Origin of the sequence: Neobacillus drentensis NBRC 102427 (assembly GCF_001591445.1) — a bacterium.
GTDB classification, from domain to species: domain Bacteria; phylum Bacillota; class Bacilli; order Bacillales; family Cytobacillaceae; genus Neobacillus; species Neobacillus drentensis.
Genome location: NZ_BCUX01000004.1, coordinates 16,138 through 36,135, shown reverse-complemented (window position 1 = coordinate 36,135; position 19,998 = coordinate 16,138). Strand labels below are relative to the sequence as shown.

At 39.4% G+C, this 19,998-nt stretch carries 22 protein-coding genes and 1 pseudogene; 20 read left to right on the top strand and 3 right to left on the bottom strand.

From position 1 onward, the window contains the following. The first annotated feature begins 38 nt into the window (after positions 1-38). Positions 39-908, top strand: a complete 870-nt coding sequence (locus BDR01S_RS02270) for a YitT family protein (protein WP_066260176.1) — start codon at positions 39-41, stop codon at positions 906-908. Between the two features lie 281 nt (positions 909-1,189). On the opposite strand, the gene BDR01S_RS02265 is transcribed toward BDR01S_RS02270, so the two are convergent. After that, entirely contained in the window at positions 1,190-1,441 is a 252-nt protein-coding gene (locus BDR01S_RS02265; protein WP_066260172.1) for a sigma-G-dependent sporulation-specific acid-soluble spore protein CsgA, read from the bottom strand. Between the two features lie 101 nt (positions 1,442-1,542). Next, complete coding sequence (locus BDR01S_RS02260; protein WP_066256398.1) at positions 1,543-2,256, bottom strand: class I SAM-dependent methyltransferase; 714 nt, start codon at positions 2,254-2,256, stop codon at positions 1,543-1,545. A 197-nt stretch (positions 2,257-2,453) separates the two neighbouring features. Between BDR01S_RS02260 and BDR01S_RS02255 the strand changes: the two genes are divergently transcribed. After that, the gene (locus tag BDR01S_RS02255) at positions 2,454-2,720 is read left to right on the top strand and encodes a hypothetical protein (RefSeq protein WP_066256396.1); all 267 of its coding nucleotides are present in this window, start codon (positions 2,454-2,456) and stop codon (positions 2,718-2,720) included. Between the two features lie 31 nt (positions 2,721-2,751). Here BDR01S_RS02255 and BDR01S_RS02250 read toward each other — a convergent pair whose 3' ends face one another. Beyond that, on the bottom strand, positions 2,752-3,636 hold the full coding sequence (locus BDR01S_RS02250) for a VanW family protein (protein WP_066256394.1): 885 nt from the start codon (positions 3,634-3,636) through the stop codon (positions 2,752-2,754). 181 nt (positions 3,637-3,817) lie between these two features. Between BDR01S_RS02250 and BDR01S_RS02245 the strand changes: the two genes are divergently transcribed. The 18 genes and pseudogenes from BDR01S_RS02245 to BDR01S_RS25190 all read left to right on the top strand — a co-directional run bounded on the left by BDR01S_RS02245 (position 3,818) and on the right by BDR01S_RS25190 (position 19,936). Beyond that, positions 3,818-4,366: a helix-turn-helix domain-containing protein gene (locus BDR01S_RS02245; RefSeq protein WP_066256393.1), complete on the top strand. Its 549-nt coding sequence runs from the start codon at positions 3,818-3,820 to the stop codon at positions 4,364-4,366. A gap of 11 nt (positions 4,367-4,377) precedes the next feature. After that, the gene (locus tag BDR01S_RS02240) at positions 4,378-5,355 is read left to right on the top strand and encodes an alpha/beta hydrolase (RefSeq protein WP_066256392.1); all 978 of its coding nucleotides are present in this window, start codon (positions 4,378-4,380) and stop codon (positions 5,353-5,355) included. A gap of 934 nt (positions 5,356-6,289) precedes the next feature. Further along, a complete protein-coding gene (locus BDR01S_RS02235; protein ID WP_066256390.1) occupies positions 6,290-6,487 on the top strand; it encodes a hypothetical protein in 198 nt (65 codons plus the stop codon). Positions 6,488-6,655: 168 nt separating this feature from the next. Continuing rightward, positions 6,656-7,864 carry an acyl-CoA dehydrogenase family protein gene (locus BDR01S_RS02230; protein ID WP_066256388.1) on the top strand — a complete coding sequence of 403 codons (1,209 nt, stop codon included), beginning with the start codon at positions 6,656-6,658 and terminating at the stop codon, positions 7,862-7,864. Positions 7,865-7,896: 32 nt separating this feature from the next. Continuing rightward, positions 7,897-8,649 (top strand): SDR family NAD(P)-dependent oxidoreductase, encoded by a 753-nt coding sequence (locus tag BDR01S_RS02225; protein WP_066256385.1) that lies wholly within the window; start codon positions 7,897-7,899, stop codon positions 8,647-8,649. 60 nt (positions 8,650-8,709) lie between these two features. Continuing rightward, positions 8,710-10,323, top strand: coding sequence for a long-chain-fatty-acid--CoA ligase (locus BDR01S_RS02220; RefSeq protein WP_066256382.1), 1,614 nt, complete (start codon positions 8,710-8,712; stop codon positions 10,321-10,323). Positions 10,324-10,454: 131 nt separating this feature from the next. Beyond that, complete coding sequence (locus BDR01S_RS02215) at positions 10,455-11,021, top strand: TetR/AcrR family transcriptional regulator (protein ID WP_066260171.1); 567 nt, start codon at positions 10,455-10,457, stop codon at positions 11,019-11,021. Positions 11,022-11,139: 118 nt separating this feature from the next. Continuing rightward, on the top strand, positions 11,140-12,195 hold the full coding sequence (locus BDR01S_RS02210; protein WP_066256380.1) for a phosphotransferase family protein: 1,056 nt from the start codon (positions 11,140-11,142) through the stop codon (positions 12,193-12,195). A gap of 26 nt (positions 12,196-12,221) precedes the next feature. Next, entirely contained in the window at positions 12,222-12,959 is a 738-nt protein-coding gene (locus BDR01S_RS02205; protein ID WP_066256378.1) for a 2-phosphosulfolactate phosphatase, read from the top strand. Between the two features lie 26 nt (positions 12,960-12,985). Then, positions 12,986-13,111, top strand: a pseudogene (locus BDR01S_RS24690) (SDR family oxidoreductase); the annotation flags it as partial. Between the two features lie 48 nt (positions 13,112-13,159). Beyond that, positions 13,160-13,939, top strand: a complete 780-nt coding sequence (locus BDR01S_RS02200; protein ID WP_066256376.1) for an enoyl-CoA hydratase/isomerase family protein — start codon at positions 13,160-13,162, stop codon at positions 13,937-13,939. A gap of 13 nt (positions 13,940-13,952) precedes the next feature. Continuing rightward, complete coding sequence (locus tag BDR01S_RS02195) at positions 13,953-14,927, top strand: quinone oxidoreductase family protein (protein WP_066260168.1); 975 nt, start codon at positions 13,953-13,955, stop codon at positions 14,925-14,927. A gap of 224 nt (positions 14,928-15,151) precedes the next feature. Next, positions 15,152-15,853, top strand: a complete 702-nt coding sequence (locus BDR01S_RS02190; RefSeq protein WP_066256374.1) for a response regulator transcription factor — start codon at positions 15,152-15,154, stop codon at positions 15,851-15,853. After that, positions 15,843-17,243 (top strand): ATP-binding protein, encoded by a 1,401-nt coding sequence (locus BDR01S_RS02185; RefSeq protein ID WP_066256372.1) that lies wholly within the window; start codon positions 15,843-15,845, stop codon positions 17,241-17,243. Before BDR01S_RS02190 ends, BDR01S_RS02185 begins: the two co-directional genes overlap by 11 nt. 163 nt (positions 17,244-17,406) lie before the next feature. Further along, positions 17,407-18,846, top strand: a complete 1,440-nt coding sequence (locus tag BDR01S_RS02180) for a S1C family serine protease (RefSeq protein ID WP_082797280.1) — start codon at positions 17,407-17,409, stop codon at positions 18,844-18,846. Beyond that, the gene (locus BDR01S_RS24685; RefSeq protein WP_082797282.1) at positions 18,843-19,109 is read left to right on the top strand and encodes a peptidylprolyl isomerase; all 267 of its coding nucleotides are present in this window, start codon (positions 18,843-18,845) and stop codon (positions 19,107-19,109) included. Before BDR01S_RS02180 ends, BDR01S_RS24685 begins: the two co-directional genes overlap by 4 nt. Positions 19,110-19,136: 27 nt before the next feature. After that, positions 19,137-19,550 (top strand): hypothetical protein, encoded by a 414-nt coding sequence (locus BDR01S_RS02175; RefSeq protein WP_066256369.1) that lies wholly within the window; start codon positions 19,137-19,139, stop codon positions 19,548-19,550. Positions 19,551-19,774: 224 nt separating this feature from the next. After that, positions 19,775-19,936: an RAxF-45 family protein gene (locus BDR01S_RS25190; RefSeq protein ID WP_157406091.1), complete on the top strand. Its 162-nt coding sequence runs from the start codon at positions 19,775-19,777 to the stop codon at positions 19,934-19,936. Positions 19,937-19,998: the final 62 nt, after the last annotated feature.

Sequence of the window (19,998 nt, the reverse complement as noted above, 5' to 3'; positions counted from 1 at the left end):
TTCAAGAATTGAATTTAATCGAACAGCAAGAAGCAATTATGGCGAAAATGCAACATCGAAAATTAACAAAGAGAAAGATTTTTCAACGCATTTTATTAATAACACTTGGTGCGTCCTTGATGGCTGTCGGATTAGAGATATTCCTCGTCCCTAATAATGTTATTGATGGCGGGATAACGGGCATCTCCATTATACTTTCGTATATTACAGGTTGGAAATTAGGAATGTTCCTCTTTATTCTTAATATACCTTTTTTCTTTATTGGTTATAAACAAATAGGGAAAACCTTCGCTTTATCCACTCTTTATGGAATCATTATTCTTTCAATTGGTACCACGCTTTTACATCCCGTTCCGGCGTTTACCCAGGATATTCTGCTTGCAACTGTATTTGGAGGATTAGTGCTTGGTATAGGGGTGGGTTTAGTTATTCGTTATGGCGGGTCATTAGACGGTACTGAAATTTTAGCAATTCTATTTAATAACAAACTTCCTTTTTCCGTCGGTGAAATTATTATGTTCTTTAATCTTTTCATTCTTGGGTGTGCCGGCTTTGTATTCTCATGGGATCGTGCTATGTATTCGCTTATTGCGTATTTTGTTGCTTATAAAACAATTGATATTACGATCACCGGCCTTGATGAATCTAAATCCGTTTGGATCATTAGTGACAATGCTAAGCAAATTGGGGACGCTATTATGAATCGTCTGGGTCGGGGTGTCACATATATCAATGGTGAGGGAGCATATTCAGGTGATGATAAAAAAGTCATTTTTTGTGTTATCAACCGTCTTGAAGAAGCAAAATTGAAGGAAATTGTCACTGAAAGTGATGATAGTGCCTTTTTAGCAGTTGCGGATATTGCAGAAGTTCGTGGTGGAAGATTTAAGAAAAAGGACATTCATTAGAAGCCTGGAAAGAGAAGGCTTCTTTTTTGCGGGATTATGTCATTATAGAAGAAATAAGCGAGAAATTGGCAAATTGTCGTTATGGGGCTATTCGTGGAAAAATCGATAGAATAAGTGTGAGATTCTTGTATGTATATGTCGGTTAATGCTGAAATTCCCGATTTAATTGAAGTTGTTTTTGTCGTACCTTGCGCTTACCTCGGAAATATTTTTGCGAAAAATGAATTATTTCCAAAAAAGATGGCAGGATTACTCTGCCACCCTTTGATATTATAGAGTATTCAGAACAAAAGTTCAAACACTTCATTCAGTTCGTGAGCCCTTTTTTCATCTTTTTCTTCTTTCGCGTACTTAATTTCCTCCGGAAGCATTTTATTCAAAAAATTAATTTCTTTTTGGTCCAACTGTCGGACAAACTCACCTTCGGAAGAATACTGCCCCTCCATTAATTTCCGATAAATATTCTTTCCTCCGGAATGGTCGTCTGTGTAATTTGATAAAGTTTCTCTCAGGTAACCCAATGTTTGATCCATGATTTTCACCCTTCCTTTCACCTCATATTTTTCATCGAGATGATATTTATATACGTGCGGAAGGAGTAGAAATTTCGACTTTGAAAAGCTGTATTTTTTAGTTAAACTTTTGAACATGTAATAATTCGATAACTCAAAATCCCTTGATACTTTAAGACCATATTTCCGTGTTCATTTAAAATTTGGAACAGTTCAGGTTCAAAGTTTTTTGAAAAATTAAATTCAGTCGCGTTATTCTCTTGACTTGTTGCTATGTTTTCCGCTTTTATTACAATTTCTTGGAAACCTGTCTGCTCTAATAAACTTTTCCAATCCTTCTCCATCAATAAAGAATCCAATGCGTAAAATTTCATTATTTCCAATTCTTCAGGAGGACTGAGTTTGGTATTTATGGTCATCTCATTCGCAATCAAACGTCCACCTTTTTTTAACACTCTAAAAAATTCTCTTAGTGCAATCGGTTTATTAACAAAAGCTAATACGGATTCAGATAATATATAATCAAAGCTATTGTCTGGAAAGGGAAGATTTTCAACGGATCCTTGGATTAATTGAATGGGTAAATTTAAAGATTGAAAGCGTTTTTTTGCCTTTTTGATCATGATTGGATTGATTTCAAGTCCCACTACCTTTGCCTTATATTGTTGATATAAATATGCGGCTGTTTGTCCAGTCCCACAGCCAGCATCTAAAATTTGGGTTTTGTTTGTAATGTTTTCACCAGAAAGAATGTTTTTTGTTAAAGGGATACCACCTGGATGAGCTCCACCCACGCCAAATTTGGCCAAAAAGTCAAAATAAGTTAACCCCCCCATAAATAAAGACACCACCTCATTTATCTTTTTTCATACTATGATAAATAGTGGAGAGAGGTTCTTTAAAAAATAAAAACTACCAGAAAATAACAAATTTGTTTAGTTTCTATCTAATACTTTTATGTCATTCCGCACAAATTAAATAAATGGAAGGGTAGTTATATTCCTTTCCATTTCAATTTGAAGGAGTGCTTCGGATGAAAAAAGTAAAAGTTCAACCGTTTCTCAAGATGTTTGCGAGAAAGCGAAAAAGTAGGGGAGCTATGTGGGCATCTCTCTTAGGCATAGGTATAAGTGCTGCCGTTTTTGGAGTGACAAAGGGAAAACGTAAGGACCTTGCACCTCCTTTTCAAAACATGGTAAAGAAATTTGCACCTAAAACAAATCTAAATCTGATGGATAATGCTGCAATAACAGAGTTTTCAGAGGAACTTTTAATGAGTGCACTGAATAAAAAACGGTAAGAAAAAAGTCCGCACATTGATGCGGACTTTTTTAATAAGGGAGATATGGAACCTTGCGTGGCAGGTAGTTTATATTTTCAGACGAATAAACTTTAATGATTAACAGATGTCCTAAAGTTCTTGCCCTGATTAATATTGGTTGATTGTAGTTATTTTTAAATTCAAAATCAGGACCATACCAACTGACGGTTGCGTCTCTTCCAGGAGGAATATAGGGAACCTTTCTTGAATGAGAAAAACGCTCGACAATCTTGACCCCGGCATTGTCAACGGCATTGTATAATGTGGAAGATACCTGGCAAATTCCTCCGCCAATATCTTCAGAGAACTCACCCCTTACAATCACTGGAGCACGTAGATACCCCTTTGCAACGGTTCGTTTACCAACCACTTTATTAAAAGAAAATGTTTCCCCTGGGAAAACTACATGATTGTTAATTGCCTTCGTTGCTAACTGAATATTGTTAGATCTTTTTTTGTTTTGTGGATTAAAAGAAGTAACATAGCGCCCGATTCTCATGCTGCGGATATCACTCAGCAATTCACTATCCACCTTTGGATAGACCCTTAGGATGGGTATTTCCATTTTTGCCTTTTGGGGGCTAAAAAGATATGAATAGAATTGTTCCGTAAAAGCCTGACGATGGATTCGAGAGCCTGTTCGTTCCGGTATGATCATCCCATTCTGGTCCAAACTTGCATTTTCCGGTGCTACAGAAAATTGATTATCTAGTTTGTCCAAAAAACTACGGTACTTACGTGTTTTAATGAGTGGCAAGCCCGTTTGAGGGAAAATATATTCTTCTCGATTAATAATAGTTACGGTCTGACCATCCTTGGTAATAATTAAATGATCTGTAGATGCTGTACTTGGCTGGGCTAATAGAAAATATCCCAATATTAATGAAAAAATCATAATCAGCAAACCCCCTGACTATAATATTGGTAAAAGTTTGCTAATTCATGTAACTACAATACAAATTCAAATGAATTAGGAAAAAGTATAAGTATTTTCCAATCTGGGCTTTACAAAACTAGAAAATTCCCTTATTATCATTATTGATAATGATAATAAAAATTTAGGAGCAATTATTGATATGACAAAGGAATCAGCAGTAGACGTTATTTTACACCCCGTTCGTATGAGGATTATCCAGTTTTTAATTAATCAACGGCTTACTGCCCAACAATTAAAAGAGTTTCTGCCCGATATCCCGCAAGCCTCTTTGTATCGTAACTTAAAAAAATTAGTAGAAACGGGGGTTATTCATATAGTTGATGAAATTCCTAATCGAGGAACAATTGAAAAAGTATATTCTATAGAAAATCCGAGTAAAGCATCTATTGGGCCAGAAGACCTAAACAAGCTTTCAAAGGATGACCATTTAGGTCTTTTTATCAAATTTATGGCCAACTTAATGGGGGAATATGAACGGTATTTAAATCAGGATCACATTGACTTAGTTGCAGATGGAGTAATTTTTCGTCAAGCTTCCATGTACCTTTCTGAAGTCGAGTATGCCGATTTAATAAAGGAGCTTACAGCTGTTTATTCAAAAGTAATAAACAATAAGCCACAAAAGGGGAGACGAAGAAGGACAATAGCTACGATCATTATTCCAGAGCAATTGGCAGAAGAACAATAGGGGGAATAGAGATGACATTCAGAGAGAAGGAAGTTACGATACAAAGCAAAGAAGCATTAAAAGGGACATTAAGCATACCGGAAAATCCTGAAGAAAAAGCACCGGCCATACTGATCATTTCGGGGTCAGGCAAATTAGACCGGAACGGAAAATTAAATAAAAAGATTGATTTAAAGCTTTACGGTCAAATTGCTGAATATTTAACCACGTTAGGTTTTATTAATCTTAGATATGACAAACGTGGGGTAGCGGCAAGTGAAGGGGATTTTTTATCAACAGGGCTATGGGACCTAGTAGATGACGCCCAAGCCGCTGTCCAATTTTTAAAAAGCCTTCCTGAAGTGGATCCGGAAAAAGTCATTGTCCTTGGACATAGTGAAGGCAGCACGATTGGAACAGCAGTTGCTGTCAGAGAGGAACTTGGAGGATTAGTTTTGCTTTCCGGTGCAGTTGAAAGATTAAGTGAAGCTACCAAGCGCCAAAGAGATATTGCAAAAGAGGACATCATCCATGCCAAGGGTTTTCAAGGTAAGTTACTACGGTTATTAGGTGTCCAAAACAAAGTGGAAAAACAGGCACAAAAATATATTGATAAAGTTATGAACTCTTCTAAAGACGTGATAAAAGTTAGTCTAATCAAAACCAATGCAAAGTGGATGCGGGAGCATTTCACCTATGATGTAAGGAAAGATTTAGCCAAAGTTACCTGCCCGGTCCTTGCAATAACAGGGGAGCGAGATATTCAAGCCAATCCTGAGGTTCTAAAGGATCTCCCTTTATATGTAAAAGGTGATGCCGAGTTTCATGTAGTGGAAAATATGGGCCATTCCTGTAAGTATATTTCACAGACTTCAACAATGTTAACGGTAAAAAAGGATATTATTGCTGAATCAAAATTACCTATTCATCCGGAATTAGAAAAGTTACTCGAAAATTGGCTGCAAGGACACTTTGTAAGCAATTCTCAGAAAGAGTCTGCTATCAGCTAAAAAGTTTGATTCTATCGGAGCTATACTAAAATTGGTCATCAAAGTGATGGCCAATCATGCTGTCGTAAAACTTTCGATAGCCTTTTTACTAATTCAACTTCTTCGACAATTTTATAGCGTTAATTTGTTATAAAATATATTGGTTTTTCTACATGTCTGTTGATTGGCGCTCCAGGCACTTCGCTTTCCGCGGGCGAGCCGGCGAGCCTCCTCGTCGCTTCGCTTCTGCGGGGTCTCTCCTGCCCCGTACTCCCGCAGGAGTCTACGTGCCTTCCGCGCAAATCAACAGAGTGTTATCAATAAAGATCTTCAACTCAACTTATAAATATTTTGCATACTCGGTGAATTCAATAATTAAGCCAAAAGTGTCTAGTCAAAGTGAATATGAATTTGTATCTATTGATGAATTAGTTCCAGATGACCACCTTCTTCGTTAGATTGATAAATATATTTATTTTTCGTTTTTTCTTGATAAAAGCCGTCCTTATTTTAGTGATGATAATGGACGCCCTACCGATCCCCTTATTCTATTAAAAATGATATGTTGCAATGCTTTAGGTTGATTTACCACACTGTTGATTGGAGCGGAGGGCACTCGACTCCTGCGGGATTGATAGGTCACGGGAGACCCCGCAGGCGCCAAAGCGCCGAGGAGGCTCCCGGACCTCCCCGCGGAAAGCGAGTGCCCGGAGCGGAAATCAACAGACCAATTCAGAGACAATCAACTAATAAAAAATCAGTAATTTAGATTAGACAAAATAAAAAATTGCATAGAAAAATCCTTTTTCTCGACAATCTGATTGGCCAAACAAGCGATGGCCAATTTTTTTTGATTTTACTGAAAAAAATGTTGAAATATAGTATATTAATAGATGATAACAATAGAATAGAAAAGTGCTAGCAGATTGCTAATGAATAAATAGGAGTGTTTATCTTGGCTGAAAACGAAAGAATTCAATTAAATGTAAGAATTACGAAGGAAACATCCTTGCTTCTGGATGAAATCGTTGAGTATTACCAGCAAGGATTGAAACTAGGAAGAATTTATAAAGGAGATGTACTTACGGATATTATCGAAAAATCGCATGAAGTAATGAATAAACAAAAGAGATCATTTACGAAAAGGTTTTAAGAAACTATGGTCAGGAAATGTCTATAGAGAATGATGGAATTGGTTTGCCCTTTCTTGGCCTACTCACTTTGATAGAATATTTAGAATTTAATTTGAATATTTAATATTTACAGGTATAATTATTTTTATAACATACCAACTGGTTAGTATGAGAAAGGAGTGGAAAAGTTGGATTTTTCATATTCTCAAAAAGTGAAAGAGTTGCAGGGGAAATTAACAGCCTTTATGGAAGCAAATGTTTATCCGAATGAGCGAATTTACGAGCAGCAATTAAACGAACAAGAAAGCCGTTGGAGTGACGTACCACCGATTATGGAGGAACTAAAACAAAAAGCAAAAGCGGAAGGTATCTGGAACTTATTTCTGCCGGAAAGTGAATTTGGTGCTGGATTGACCAATCAGGAATATGCTCCTTTATGTGAAATTATGGGACGGTCTTTAATCGGACCAGAGGTATTTAATTGCAGTGCTCCTGACACAGGTAATATGGAAGTCATCGTACGTTATGGAACAGACAGGCAGAAAGAGCAATGGCTAAGGCCGCTGTTAGCCGGAGAAATTCGATCGTGCTTTTCGATGACAGAGCCGGCTGTGGCTTCAGCAGATGCGACGAACATCGAAGCCAGGATCGAAAGAGATGGCGATGAATACGTAATTAATGGTCGGAAATGGTGGTCATCCGGTGCAGGCGATCCACGTTGTAAGATTGCGATTGTAATGGGAAAAACAGATCTTTCGGCAAACCGTCATGAGCAGCAATCAATGATCCTCGTCCCACTGGATTCTCCCGGTGTGAAAATTGAACGGATGCTCCCTGTCTTCGGTTATGATCATGCCCCGCATGGGCACGGAGAAATCACCTATGAAAATGTCCGCGTACCAGCTGAAAATATCCTCTGGGGAGTAGGAAAAGGGTTTGCTATCGCTCAAGGTAGATTAGGACCGGGGAGAATTCATCATTGTATGAGATTAATTGGGGCAGCCGAACGGGCGCTTGAAGAATTATGTAAGCGTGTTCAGAGTCGGACCGCTTTCGGGAAACCGTTAGCAAGGCAAGGGGTTATTGGTGAATGGATTGCAGATTCAAGAATTGAAATAGAACAAGCAAGGCTGCTTACGTTAAAAGCTGCCTATATGATGGACACCGTTGGCAATAAAGAAGCAAAAGCAGAGATTGCGATGATTAAAGTGGTTGCCCCGTCAATGGCCTTACGGGTCCTTGACCGCGCTATTCAAGCACTCGGTGCTGCGGGAGTATCAAATGATTTTACACTTGCTGCCCAGTGGGCGAATGCTAGAACATTAAGATTAGCAGATGGTCCCGATGAAGTCCATCGTGCCCAGGTGGCCAAACTTGAACTAAAAAAATATCAATAGATTTTTAGACATGAAGAAGGGTTGGAAGATTTATGAGATTACTAGGAAAAACAGCGATAATTACGGGGGGCGGAGGTGGTATTGGCCGCTCAACTGCGATCCGATTTGCCAAAGAAGGAGCAAAGGTCGCTGTAGCAGATATTGATTCCATTATTGGCGAAGAAACCGTTCGCTTAATAAAAGAAAAAGGCGGTGAAGCGATATTTGTCAAAACAGATGTAACCGATTCTGAACAAATTAAAGCATTAATTAACACCACCAACAGCACTTTCGGCGCATTACACATCTTGTTCAACAATGCGGGTGTCGGGAATTCCGAAGTATGTAGTATTGATTTATCTGAAGAAGAATGGGATCGGGTCATTGACATTAATTTAAAGGGAGTCTTCCTTGGAATAAAATATGCAGTCCCTGAATTAATTAAAGCAGGGGGCGGAGCAATCATTAACACATCCAGCTTGCTCGGCTTAAAAGGGCAGAAATATGTGTCTGCCTATAATGCCTCCAAAGCTGGAGTTGTCATGCTGACACAAAATGCATCCCTTGAATATGGGAAATTTAATATCAGAGTTAATGCCATTGCACCAGGTGTAATTGACACCCCGATTATTGATCATTGGAAACAGGATGAGCGGAAATGGCCAATTATATCACGTGCAAACGCGCTAAGAAGAATTGGAACTCCAGATGAAGTTGCAAATGCGGTGTTATTTTTAGCTTCTGATGAAGCCTCGTTTATTACTGGTACCACTCTCTCAGTTGATGGCGGAGGACTAGCTTTTTAGGCGCTTGAATAATCATTTCTTTTAATCAAATCAGTGAAAATACCTTGTGGAGGGGAACACATGAGTGAAAAGAAAGCCTGGTTAACTCGCTACCCGGAGTCAATTGCCAAAGAACTTGATATTCCAAATAAACCCTTGGGACATATTCTTAAAGAAACGGTTGAGAAATATCCAACTCATAATGCCTTGTCTTTTTTTGGAAGAAAGATTAGTTATCAGGAATTAAACGCACTTGCCCTTGCATTCACTTCAGCCCTTCAGCAAAATCAAGTTCAAAAAGGGGACAGAGTAGCAATTATGCTGCCAAACTGTCCACAGTATGTAATTTCTTATTATGGAATTCTCACGGCCGGGGCCATCGTTACTCAGGTGAATCCAATGTTGGTTGAACGGGAAATTGAATATATTCTCAAAGATTCAGGAGCAGAAACAATAGTTGTCTTAGATGCTTTTTATCCACGAGTTAAAAGTGTTCAAGCACAATCGAAATTGAAAAATATCATAGTTGTCAGCTTGCAGCCATCCGGAAATGACTTTTCTCCTGACAGAAGCTTTGAGAGCTTCCTTACTGAAGGGAATGGGAATGTCCTGCCTATTGCAATGGACCCTGAAAACGATATTGCTGTCCTTCAATACACGGGAGGAACGACAGGACGGTCCAAGGGTGCGATGTTAACACACCGCAATGTTTTGGCAAATGTTCTTCAGTCCCACGAATTTTTCAAACATGAATTGGAGGTTGGAAAAGAACGTTGTTTAACGGTCATTCCCCTTTTTCATGTGTTTGGGATGACTTCTTGTATGAATCTATCGATATATATTGCAGCGGAATTAATCCTGTTGCCAAGGTTTGAATTAGAAGAAGTATTAACCACTATTAAAACGGAACAGCCGACCTTCTTCCCGGGTGTGCCCACCATGTATGTAGCGATTACGAATCATCCACATGCAGAAGATTATGGAATTAATAGTATTAAGTCCTGCAATAGCGGAAGTGCACCAATGCCTGTTGAGTTGCTGCGTGAGTTTGAAGGGAAAACGGGTGCGAAAATTTTAGAGGGGTATGGATTATCAGAGGCATCACCAACCACACATTGTAACCCGCCATTTGCCGACAGGAAAACAGGCAGTGTTGGGATTGGTATGCCTTCAACCGAATATAAAATTGTCGATTTGGCAACTGGTACTGTGGAGGTGCAGGCTGGTGAGTTGGGGGAAGTGATTATTAAGGGTCCGCAAGTTATGAAAGGGTACTGGAACATGCCTGAAGAAACGGCGAATACCCTCCGTGATGGCTGGCTTTACACAGGTGATATCGCAAAGGTTGACGAAGATGGTTATTTATACATTGTTGACCGGAAGAAGGATTTGATTATTGCCAGTGGATTTAATATCTATCCTCGAGATATTGAAGAAGTACTTTACGAACACCCTGCTGTTCAAGAGGCGGTGTGTATTGGTGTACCAGAACCCTACCGGGGAGAAGATGTGAAAGCCGTGATTGTATTAAAAGCCGGAAAGACGGCAACAGAAGAAGAAATGATTCGATATTGCAAAGAAAATATGGCAGCGTATAAAGTTCCGCGTCATGTTGAATTCCGCGAACAACTTCCGAAAACAAATGTTGGAAAAATACTTCGCCGTGCCCTGAGGGACGAAGTGAAAAATAAATAAAGGCCTTTAGAAATTTGTACGAATTCTTAATAATAATTAAGTTAGAATATATCCTCGTTTGTGCTTAAAGGGGCATTATAGATTATGATATAATTCTCAATAGAGATTTTTACAGAATGCGAGGACATAATGTGAAGGAAAAAATTACTACGCAAAGCATCCGTCTTTTTGAAAAAAAGGGATTTACCGAAACTTCCATTCAAGATGTTGTGGATTCGCTAGGTGTGACCAAGGGTACATTCTACTATTACTTTTCAAGTAAGGAAGAATTACTAATGGATATCCACCTGGGATATATAGATGGTTTACTTTTATACCAGGAGCAAATATTAAAGGATGCTTCGAAGTCTTGTAAAGAAAAATTATTTGAGATTGTTACGATGTTAATCACAAGTATACCCAGTCAAGGAGCGGCTGCAAAGATTTTCTTTAGAGAAATTAATAATTTAAGTTCTGAGCATGTTGAACTAATTATGCAAAAAAGAGACCAGTTCCGTCTCAATATAGAAGAATTGATTCGGACCGGGGTAGAAAATGGTGAGTTCCGACCCGAGTTAGATGTTTTAATCATCACAATGGCGATTTTAGGAATTACCAACTGGAGCTATCAATGGTTTAATCCGAGCGGAAGGGTAACAGACCGGGAAGTAGCAGAAATATTTGTCGAAATGATTTTAAAGGGAATCCAAGTGAATTGAAGAAAAGTAGAGAGAGAGTTTTGTGGAAATTTCTCTCTTTTTTTTCAATGAAAATACCAACCGGTTAGTATTGGTTTTGGGAGAATGAAAATTCCAAATTGCAAGGAGGAATCTCCATATGAGTAAAGATACAATCCCTGTCCGAAAAGGAGAGGAATTGAACCTTCCTGCCCTAGAAAAGTTTTTACAAGATCACATTGAAAACTTGCCAGGTGGTCCACTTGAAATCTTACAATTTTTTGCGGGACATTCGAATTTAACCTATCAAATCAAAAAGGGGGGGTGGGAAGCTGTACTTAGACGGCCTCCTCTAGGACCTGTCGCACCGAAAGCTCACGATATGGAAAGGGAATATAAAATTCTATCCGATCTGCATCCTATATTTCCTGTTGCCCCGAAGCCTCTCCTATTTTCTAATAATGAGATGATCGTTGGCAGTCCTTTTTTCCTGATGGAAAGAAAAAAGGGCCTTGTAATCGACACGTTTTTCCCTGCCGGAATTACAGTAACTGAAGATCTCTGTCGGGGCCTTTCGGAGGTAATGGTTAATCGTCTTGTTGAATTACATGCTATTGACTATAGAGAAATGGGTCTTGCTGAAATAAGCAAGCCGGATGGGTTTATGGAAAGGCAGGTCCATGGGTGGATTGGGAGATATGAAAGGGCAAAAACCGATGAAATCGATGGTCTTGAACAGTTAAAGCGTTGGCTGGCAGACCATACGCCGAAAAAACACGAAGCGGCTATCATTCATTATGACTATAAGTTTAATAACGCCATGTTTAATGAGGATTTAACGGATATGGTTGGACTGTTTGATTGGGAAATGACCACTGTTGGCGACCCACTAGCAGACCTTGGTGTCGCCATGAGTTATTGGAATCAAAGCGATGATTCGGAGCTTTTGATTAATGGTTTAGGTAAGGCCCCGGTTACAGCTGTCCATGAAGGATTTTTATCAAGGAATGAATTTATTGAGCTTTATGCGAAAAAAAGCGGCCGCGATGTTTCTAATTTAAACTTTTATTTAACATTTGCCTATTTTAAACTTGCGGTTATTGGTCAACAAATTTATTATCGCTATAAAAAAGGGCAAACCACGGATACACGTTTTGCTAATTTTAATTACTTCGTAAAAAATTTAATTCTGCATGCTGCGAATGTTGCAGATTAACGAATCTAAAGGGGAGCTGGGTGGGAATGACAAAGATTCACCTTCTCATGAAGAAAGAAGACATCCAAGAAGAGAAATTAACAGATGGAAATAAACTCGCAGTTGTCATAGACATCCTCCTAGCCACAACCACGATTGTTTCGGCATTAAAGGATGGCGCAAAAGAAGTGGTTCCGGTTTTACATAGCAAGGATGCCATTGAACAAACAAAAATGTACCAACAGGGTGAATATGTCCTGGCTGGGGAATTTAATGCTAAACCAATTGATGGGTTTGTTTATCCTAGTCCAACGTTAATCAGAGAGTCCATCAACGGAAAAACATTAATACTGTCAACTACAAATGGTACGATTGCATTGAGAAAATCGTCCTCGGCAAAAAAGGTCTATATTGCATCAATGCTCAATAACCCGGCTATCGCCGCTGCCATTCAAAAAGAGGCAAAGGACGACACTGTTCTAATTATTTGTTCCGGAAATTCAGGTGAAACGAGTTTAGAAGATTTTTATGGCGCAGGTCATTTAGTTGATTGTCTGATCAATAATAGTGAATATGAATTAACGGATGCAGCGAAAACAGCCTTATATTTCTACAGGAGTCGAGTGGATGCCTACGAAGTTTTACTAGATTCCTATGTTGGTAAACTGCTTGATAAATATGATCAACAGCCAGACTTAAGGTTAGCTGCATCCAAAGGTATAACATCGATTGTCCCTATTTTAAAGGACGGAAGAGTTGTGGTCGAAACAATCTACTCTGTATAGAAGGTGGTGGCATTGATGAGGTTTGCACAACCCTACAAAGAGTAGGAAATCCCGAAGAAATTGCCAGTGTCATAGCATTTGCTGCTTCAAGTGACGCCTCTTATATGACTGGTTCGGATTTACTTGTTGATGGCGGCTGGCTGATAAAATAAATCTATTTAAATGAAAGTTTTCCAACTTAAACCGAAAGGAAGATGAAAATGAGCCAAGGAGATTTAGTAATAGAAAAATTAGGTCCGGTCTTGTCATTAACATTAAACCGTCCGGAAAGTCTAAATGCGTTTAGCCCCGAGATGATTTTAGGGTTAAAGGATGCACTTATAAATGCCCAAAATGATCAAGACATCCAGGTGATTGTGTTATCAGGAGCTGGGCGTTCCTTTAGTGCGGGTGGTGACGTGAAAACAATGGGGCAGGCAGATTCTGTTCAAGTTTACGACCATATCGGGAAACTTAATGAACTCATTTTACTAATGAAAGAAACAGAAAAGCCGATCATTGCAGCTGTCCACGGGTTTGCAGCCGGGGCGGGTTTTAATTTAGCTCTTGCCTGTGATTTAATTGTAGCAGCAGAGGGAAGTAAGTTTGCCCTTAGTTTTTCACAGGTGGGCTTAATATCTGATGGCGGCGGCTCTTATTTACTTCCAAGACTAATTGGCCCGCATTTAGCAAAACAATTCTTCTTTACGGCAGAGCCGGTCCCTGCAGAGCGTCTCTATCAACTGGGGGTGATTAATTATCTAGTACCATTAGAAAAACTCCAGGAAGAAACAACAAAGTTTGCTTTAAAATTAGCTCATGGTCCCGGAAAAGCATTTGGAAAACAAAAGAAATTAATTGATCAATCATTTACCTCAACACTTGAGGATATCCTTGAGCAGGAACGGCTAATTCAGACATTAATGGTGCAAACGGCTGATCACAAAGAAGGTATTACTGCTTTTAAGGAAAAGAGAAAACCAGCATTTAAAGGGAAATAGGGGATGACAAATGATGAAAGCAGTTCGATTAACAGAGTATGGCGGACCAGAAGTATTAAAGTTAGTGGAAATTGACAAGCCGGCCCCAACTGGCAATGAAGTATTAATTGAAATTAAAGCAATTGGTGTCAACTACGCAGATACCGCGAGGAGAGAAGGGAAGTACGTCGTGAAAACACCGCTGCCTTTTATCCCAGGTGCTGAAATAGCCGGAGTCGTCGCTGCCGTGGGCGACCAGGTGACGAAAGTTAAGCCGGGAACAAGAATTGTCACTTTAATCGAATCAGGGGGCTATGCGGAATATGCGTTAGCCGATGAGCGTGCGCTGATACCAATTCCGGAGCATTTAGATTTCCATACCGCTGTCGCACTTCCACTTCAAGGCTTAAGTGCGTACCATATTTTAAAAACAATGGGACGGTTAGAAGAAGGTGAAAGTGTCCTTGTGCATGCTGCTGCAGGTGGTGTGGGAACAATTGCTGTTCAACTCGCCAAATTATTGGGGGCAGGCAAAGTGATTGCAACCGCAAGCTCGGATGAAAAATTGGCGTTAGCACGTGAAATGGGTGCAGATGTGCTCATTAACTATACGGAGCCGGACTGGGAACAGCAGGTTCTTGAGGCAACAGGAGGCAAAGGGGTAAATTTGGCGCTTGAAATGGTGGGCGGTGAGGTTTTTAATAAAACTGTTAAATGTCTTGCCACGTTTGGACGCCTTGTTGTGTTTGGTGCAGCAAGCGGCGAACAGGCCCGCTTTTATCCGTCATCGCTTATGGCCAGAAATCAATCAGTAATTGGCTTTTTCCTGCCACAGATTATGAGGAAACCCGAGTTACTTCAGCCAAGTTTAGTTGAGTTATTTACATACCTCGGTGCAGGGAAATTAAAGCTCACCATTGGCGGGGTATTCCCATTAGAGGATGCAACAAAGGTCCACACCCTGCTGCAATCGCGAAAAACCCAAGGGAAATTAATTTTAGAGCCATAATGTTTTATAAACGTATGAAAGAGGTCTTGATGTGATTCAAGCCTCTTTTTAATTGGAAAAAGGTGAAGCGCCGCCTGGCTCTCTTCACACCGTCTCATTTATTAATAAACTATGAACAAACTATTAAATAGTAGGGAAGAATTGTATTTATTGTTGATATGCTTAAAATTTGAGATAAACTTAATAAAAAGAACACTTTAAGTTGTAGTAGGAGTGGATCAATAATGAGGATATTAGTGATTGAAGATAATAAAAGTGTGTGTTCCATGATTGAAATGTTTTTTGCCAAAGAAGGTATTGATGGGGAGTTTGTCAATGATGGCCTCGTCGGATACAACCGTATAAAAGAAGGGTCATGGGATGCTCTCATTATTGACTGGATGCTGCCTGGAATGGACGGGGTAACGATTTGTCGTAAAATCCGTCAAGAAAATTATACGGTTCCAATTATTATGTTAACAGCGAAAGACAGTGAGTCAGACCAGGTACTTGGGCTGGAAATGGGAGCGGATGATTATGTGACCAAGCCATTTAGTCCACTGACATTGATGGCGAGAATTAAGGCAGTAACGCGACGCTTCCAAACCCAAGTTCCAAAAGAAAGTGACGATTCTCTCAAGACAGACCACTTTAAAGTAAGTAAAAATACCAGAGAAGTAATTGTCGATGGAACGTCGGTCACAAACTTAACACCAAAGGAGTTCGATTTACTTTATTATTTGGTTGAACATCCCCGCCAGGTGTTTTCAAGAGAACAGCTGCTTGAACGAGTGTGGGGTTATCAGTTTTACGGTGATGAGCGGACGGTCGATGTTCACATCAAACGACTACGGAAAAAAGTAGAAACAAACTCACAGCCATTCTTCCATACGGTATGGGGGGTAGGGTATAAGTTTGATGAATCAGTCAAAGCGGATGAAGTTTAGGTATATTTACCAACAATTCTTTAGTCACATCAGTATTATCATTGTTGCCTTTTTAGTATTAAGTCTTTTATTTGCCCATTATGTAGAAAATCTGGTCTATGAGAACAAAGCAAACGAGCTCATTTCTTACGGGAAGTCCATCCTGTCAGATATTGAACAAACTCCTCAAGCGACGGAGTCTATTATTAATCGGTATAGTTCCGTGTTAGTGACTCGAAAAATGAGCTTTAGTATGTTTGATCAATATGGGAACCTTTACGCAGTAGGAAAACAAGGTCCGGCTATTCGAGGTCTATCCGACAAGGATTGGGATCAGATTTCAAAGGGGCGAACCTTGGTAGTGAAAAGTGATTTTAAAAGGTTTGGCCAAGAAGGGGTTACTTTTGTTGTTTTACCATATCTTGATAACGGGAACTTTATCGGAGGAATTTTGTTAACTTCTCCGATTAGCGGCTCAAGTGCAATGATTCACCGTGTCAATCAGTTTATTCTATATACCATCCTTATTGCACTGGCCGTGTCCTTTCTGCTTAGTTGGTTTTTATCGAGGATTCATGTTAACCGGATTAAACGTCTTCGAGAAGCAACCTCCCTTGTCTCTGCCGGGAATTATCATGTACACGTAGCTTCCGCTAATTTTGATGAAATCGGTGAATTAGCAAACGATTTTAATCATATGGTTGATAAAATTAATACCTCCATGGAGGAAATTGAAAGTCTTGAAAATAGACGAAGACAATTTTTGTCTGATGTTTCTCATGAAATGCGGACACCCTTAACGACAATTAGCGGCGTCATCGAGGGTTTGAAAAATGACATGATTCCAGAAGAAGATAAAGAACGTGGGATTAATTTAGTGAGCCAAGAAGCAAAAAGACTAATTCGCCTCGTCAATGAAAACTTGGATTACGACAAAATTCGCTCCAATCAGATCCAATTATATAGAGAAGATTTTCAGCTCCTTGAGTTATTAGAAATTATTCAGGAACAATTAATGCCGCAAGCAGAGGATAAAAAAGTTCAAATTGTGATTGATGCTTCACCAGATGTTATGGTCAATGCTGACTATGACCGTCTGATTCAAATATTAATTAACATTACCAAAAATAGCATTCAGTTTACCTCGGACGGGACCATTTGGCTGCGCGGAAGAATGGAGGATCAGTCGACCATCATTGAAGTGGAAGACACGGGGATTGGCATTGATCCAGGTGAGTTAGATAACATCTGGCGTCGTTTCTATAAAGCTGATCTTTCCAGGACCAGTAACCCGTACGGTGAATTTGGTTTAGGACTTTCGATTGTTAAGCAATTAGTCCTGCTTCATAATGGAGAAATTAATGTGTTCAGTGAAGCGGGTAAAGGGACCAAATTCGTGATTAAACTTTAATAGTTTATGAAAAGCTGCGGGCGGGTGCCGGCAGCTTTTCTGTGCAAAAAAGATATAATTTCTTAGATATTTCCAAAAGCCGTTATAGTTTGTTAATAATTTCTTAAGATTTGTTCGTTAAAGTATAGACAAGGTAGAAAATCTTTGAAGGAGATTGAGTGAGATGGAATTTAAAAATGAAAATGAATTCGAAAAAGGTCAACAAAATTCATCTGAGAAAACCGGAAATACGAATAGAGAAGAACCAATTACAGATGTAATCAATGTCAATCATACCGAAGAAAATAAATATGCAGTCGATGCAACTTACAAAGTTGAGGTGAACGATTTTATGGAGCGTGAGGAGCGAGAAGAAACTACAGATTTTAAACCCACGGAGGAAGTATTATTACCACCGGAAATGGAGCAATCGCGTACTTTCAGTCAGGTTGTTCAAAAGGATAAGAAAAAACGGAGCGCAAAAGGATTTGCTTCTACACTTGCAGCAGGAGTAATTGGGTCTGTTTTGACATTAGCCGTTCTTCCTTATACAGACTATATCAATGATCATTTCCCAAAAGTGGAGAATCAAGTGGCAATCAGTTCTCAACAAGGTACACAGGTAACTCCTGTTGTGGCTCAGCCAACAGCGGCATCATCTAATTCAATTGCAGATACGGTCGAAAAGGTATCAAAAGCCATTGTCGGGATCGTCAATTATCAACAACAACAGAATAATTTTTATGGAGATCCTAATACTTCACAAAGTGTGGAAAGTGGATCAGGCTCTGGGGTTATTTTTCAAAAAAATAATGGCAAAGCCTATATTGTCACCAACAACCACGTGGTCGAAGGGGCCTCAAAACTTGAAGTATCTTTGTTTGACGGGGAAAAGGCAACCGCAGAAGTGGTTGGTACGGATGCCTTAACGGATCTCGCTGTATTAAAAATTGATGCCAAATACGTGACGGCAAAAGCCGATTTTGGTGATTCATCTACACTCCGTCCGGGCGACCAGGTTTATGCAATTGGAAACCCGCTCGGACTTGATCTATCAAGAACAGTAACACAAGGGATTGTAAGTGCGACGAATCGAAGCATCGCAGTAACCACTTCAGCGGGAAATTGGGATACTAATGTTATTCAGACGGACGCTGCAATCAATCCAGGGAACAGCGGCGGTGCCTTAATTAACCCACAAGGGCAAGTGATTGGCATTAATAGTTTAAAAATCTCTGAGAGTGGTGTCGAAGGGTTAGGCTTTGCGATTCCAAGTAATGACCTGATTCCAATTGTGAATCAATTAATAAAAAGCGGGAAAATTGACCGTCCCTATCTTGGAGTAGGGCTTTCTGACCTTGATCAAGTTCCACAAATGTACTGGCAAAACCTGCCGAACACAACTAAGGGTGTCATGCTTACAACCATTGAGCCTAATTCTGCAGCTGCAAGCGCCGGACTGCAAGTAAAGGATATTATTATCTCCATGAATGGAACAAAAATTACTAGTTCTTCAGATCTAAGGAAATATTTATACACAAAAGTAAACAAGGGTGATGAAATAAAATTTGGAGTTTACCGTGACGGAAAACAAATGACGGTCAATGTGAAACTTCCAGAATAACCAAAGGGAGAACGGTTACAGAATTTGACGATGCGGCTTTTGGACTAGCCGTAAACCAAGTAAGTAAACCAGTAAAGACAAAGTATGGCTATCATATTATTAAAGTTGCGGCTAAAAAGGAAGCACAAGAAGCAAATTATAATGACAGTAAAGCTAAAATTAAAGCGACTTTACTTGATCAGAAAGTTGAATCTGAGTATACAACCTGGCTAGAGGCTAAGAAGAAGAACTATAAGATTGAGAATACTCTAGAAGAGGTCTAACCCAACAATCAAGAGGTGAACAACAAGATGAATCGGGTCGGGAAATATGCAGCAACGGATACTGTCGATGATCTTGAGTTGATGAATATGGTCTTTGAACTCCCTGAAAAGGACAAAATGATAATGTGGTCAGAAGGCTATATTGATCTTGTGATTGAGAAATTACCTGATTATGCTAGAGATGTTTTGGTGAATCGCAAGGAAAAGTGGGAAGATACGAAGGCCTATTATGAGAAGAAGATTGAAGAAATCATTGGACAGGAAGAGTTTAAAATGAAACAAAAGGGCGATCGAAAGGATTTCGCCCTTTTTGTCAAGGGGCGGTATCCAGAATATCAATCATTACTCTTCTTAATCTACGATGGGAATTTAAAGGAAGATGATTTTCGAAAGTTTGTCTTCCGAAGAAGGCAGGGTTCTCGTAAAAAGTACCTTCATTAAAGTGTGTTGGCGGAAAAAGTGGCTAAGTAGGCGGAATCACGTTAAAGTTTGGCGGAATAATCTTTCGGTTTGGCGGAATTCACCCAAATGTTGGCGGAATAACTACCTCATTTGGCGGAATCAAACTCCCAACCTTTAGATTAATCAGAAAAAACGGGCTTGCAATCGTTATCAGAAAAATTTACAATAAAAATAACTTGATTAGAAACGGAGGTGGAGAAGAGATGAATCGTTCTATTTTTGCACGGTTATTATGGTTGGAAGCTCTTAATATTTATCGTGCAATTTTTCATGGTGTAGTTTTCAAAGGGGGGGAGTCTGCCCTTTTTTCAAAACAAAAAAATGAATATAGAACGATAACACATCTCTTTCCCCACCAAAAATAGGTAGGAAGAGAGTGCATCTTGACGCACTCTTTTTTCATGCCCTTTTTTAAAAGCTGCGGGTC

What these genes read in the sequence shown, in the direction of transcription:
- BDR01S_RS02200 (WP_066256376.1), top strand. Translation starts at nt 13,160, where the DNA reads ATGAGCCAAGGAGATTTAGTAATAGAAAAATTAGGTCCGGTCTTGTCA.
- BDR01S_RS02265 (WP_066260172.1), bottom strand. Translation starts at nt 1,441, where the DNA reads ATGGATCAAACATTGGGTTACCTGAGAGAAACTTTATCAAATTACACA.
- BDR01S_RS02245 (WP_066256393.1), top strand. Translation starts at nt 3,818, where the DNA reads ATGACAAAGGAATCAGCAGTAGACGTTATTTTACACCCCGTTCGTATG.
- BDR01S_RS02185 (WP_066256372.1), top strand. Translation starts at nt 15,843, where the DNA reads ATGAAGTTTAGGTATATTTACCAACAATTCTTTAGTCACATCAGTATT.
- BDR01S_RS02270 (WP_066260176.1), top strand. Translation starts at nt 39, where the DNA reads ATGGCGAAAATGCAACATCGAAAATTAACAAAGAGAAAGATTTTTCAA.
- BDR01S_RS02260 (WP_066256398.1), bottom strand. Translation starts at nt 2,256, where the DNA reads ATGGGGGGGTTAACTTATTTTGACTTTTTGGCCAAATTTGGCGTGGGT.
- BDR01S_RS02180 (WP_082797280.1), top strand. Translation starts at nt 17,407, where the DNA reads ATGGAATTTAAAAATGAAAATGAATTCGAAAAAGGTCAACAAAATTCA.
- BDR01S_RS02175 (WP_066256369.1), top strand. Translation starts at nt 19,137, where the DNA reads ATGAATCGGGTCGGGAAATATGCAGCAACGGATACTGTCGATGATCTT.
- BDR01S_RS02220 (WP_066256382.1), top strand. Translation starts at nt 8,710, where the DNA reads ATGAGTGAAAAGAAAGCCTGGTTAACTCGCTACCCGGAGTCAATTGCC.
- BDR01S_RS02240 (WP_066256392.1), top strand. Translation starts at nt 4,378, where the DNA reads ATGACATTCAGAGAGAAGGAAGTTACGATACAAAGCAAAGAAGCATTA.
- BDR01S_RS02190 (WP_066256374.1), top strand. Translation starts at nt 15,152, where the DNA reads ATGAGGATATTAGTGATTGAAGATAATAAAAGTGTGTGTTCCATGATT.
- BDR01S_RS02225 (WP_066256385.1), top strand. Translation starts at nt 7,897, where the DNA reads ATGAGATTACTAGGAAAAACAGCGATAATTACGGGGGGCGGAGGTGGT.
- BDR01S_RS02210 (WP_066256380.1), top strand. Translation starts at nt 11,140, where the DNA reads ATGAGTAAAGATACAATCCCTGTCCGAAAAGGAGAGGAATTGAACCTT.
- BDR01S_RS25190 (WP_157406091.1), top strand. Translation starts at nt 19,775, where the DNA reads ATGAATCGTTCTATTTTTGCACGGTTATTATGGTTGGAAGCTCTTAAT.
- BDR01S_RS02205 (WP_066256378.1), top strand. Translation starts at nt 12,222, where the DNA reads ATGACAAAGATTCACCTTCTCATGAAGAAAGAAGACATCCAAGAAGAG.
- BDR01S_RS02195 (WP_066260168.1), top strand. Translation starts at nt 13,953, where the DNA reads ATGAAAGCAGTTCGATTAACAGAGTATGGCGGACCAGAAGTATTAAAG.
- BDR01S_RS02250 (WP_066256394.1), bottom strand. Translation starts at nt 3,636, where the DNA reads ATGATTTTTTCATTAATATTGGGATATTTTCTATTAGCCCAGCCAAGT.
- BDR01S_RS02255 (WP_066256396.1), top strand. Translation starts at nt 2,454, where the DNA reads ATGAAAAAAGTAAAAGTTCAACCGTTTCTCAAGATGTTTGCGAGAAAG.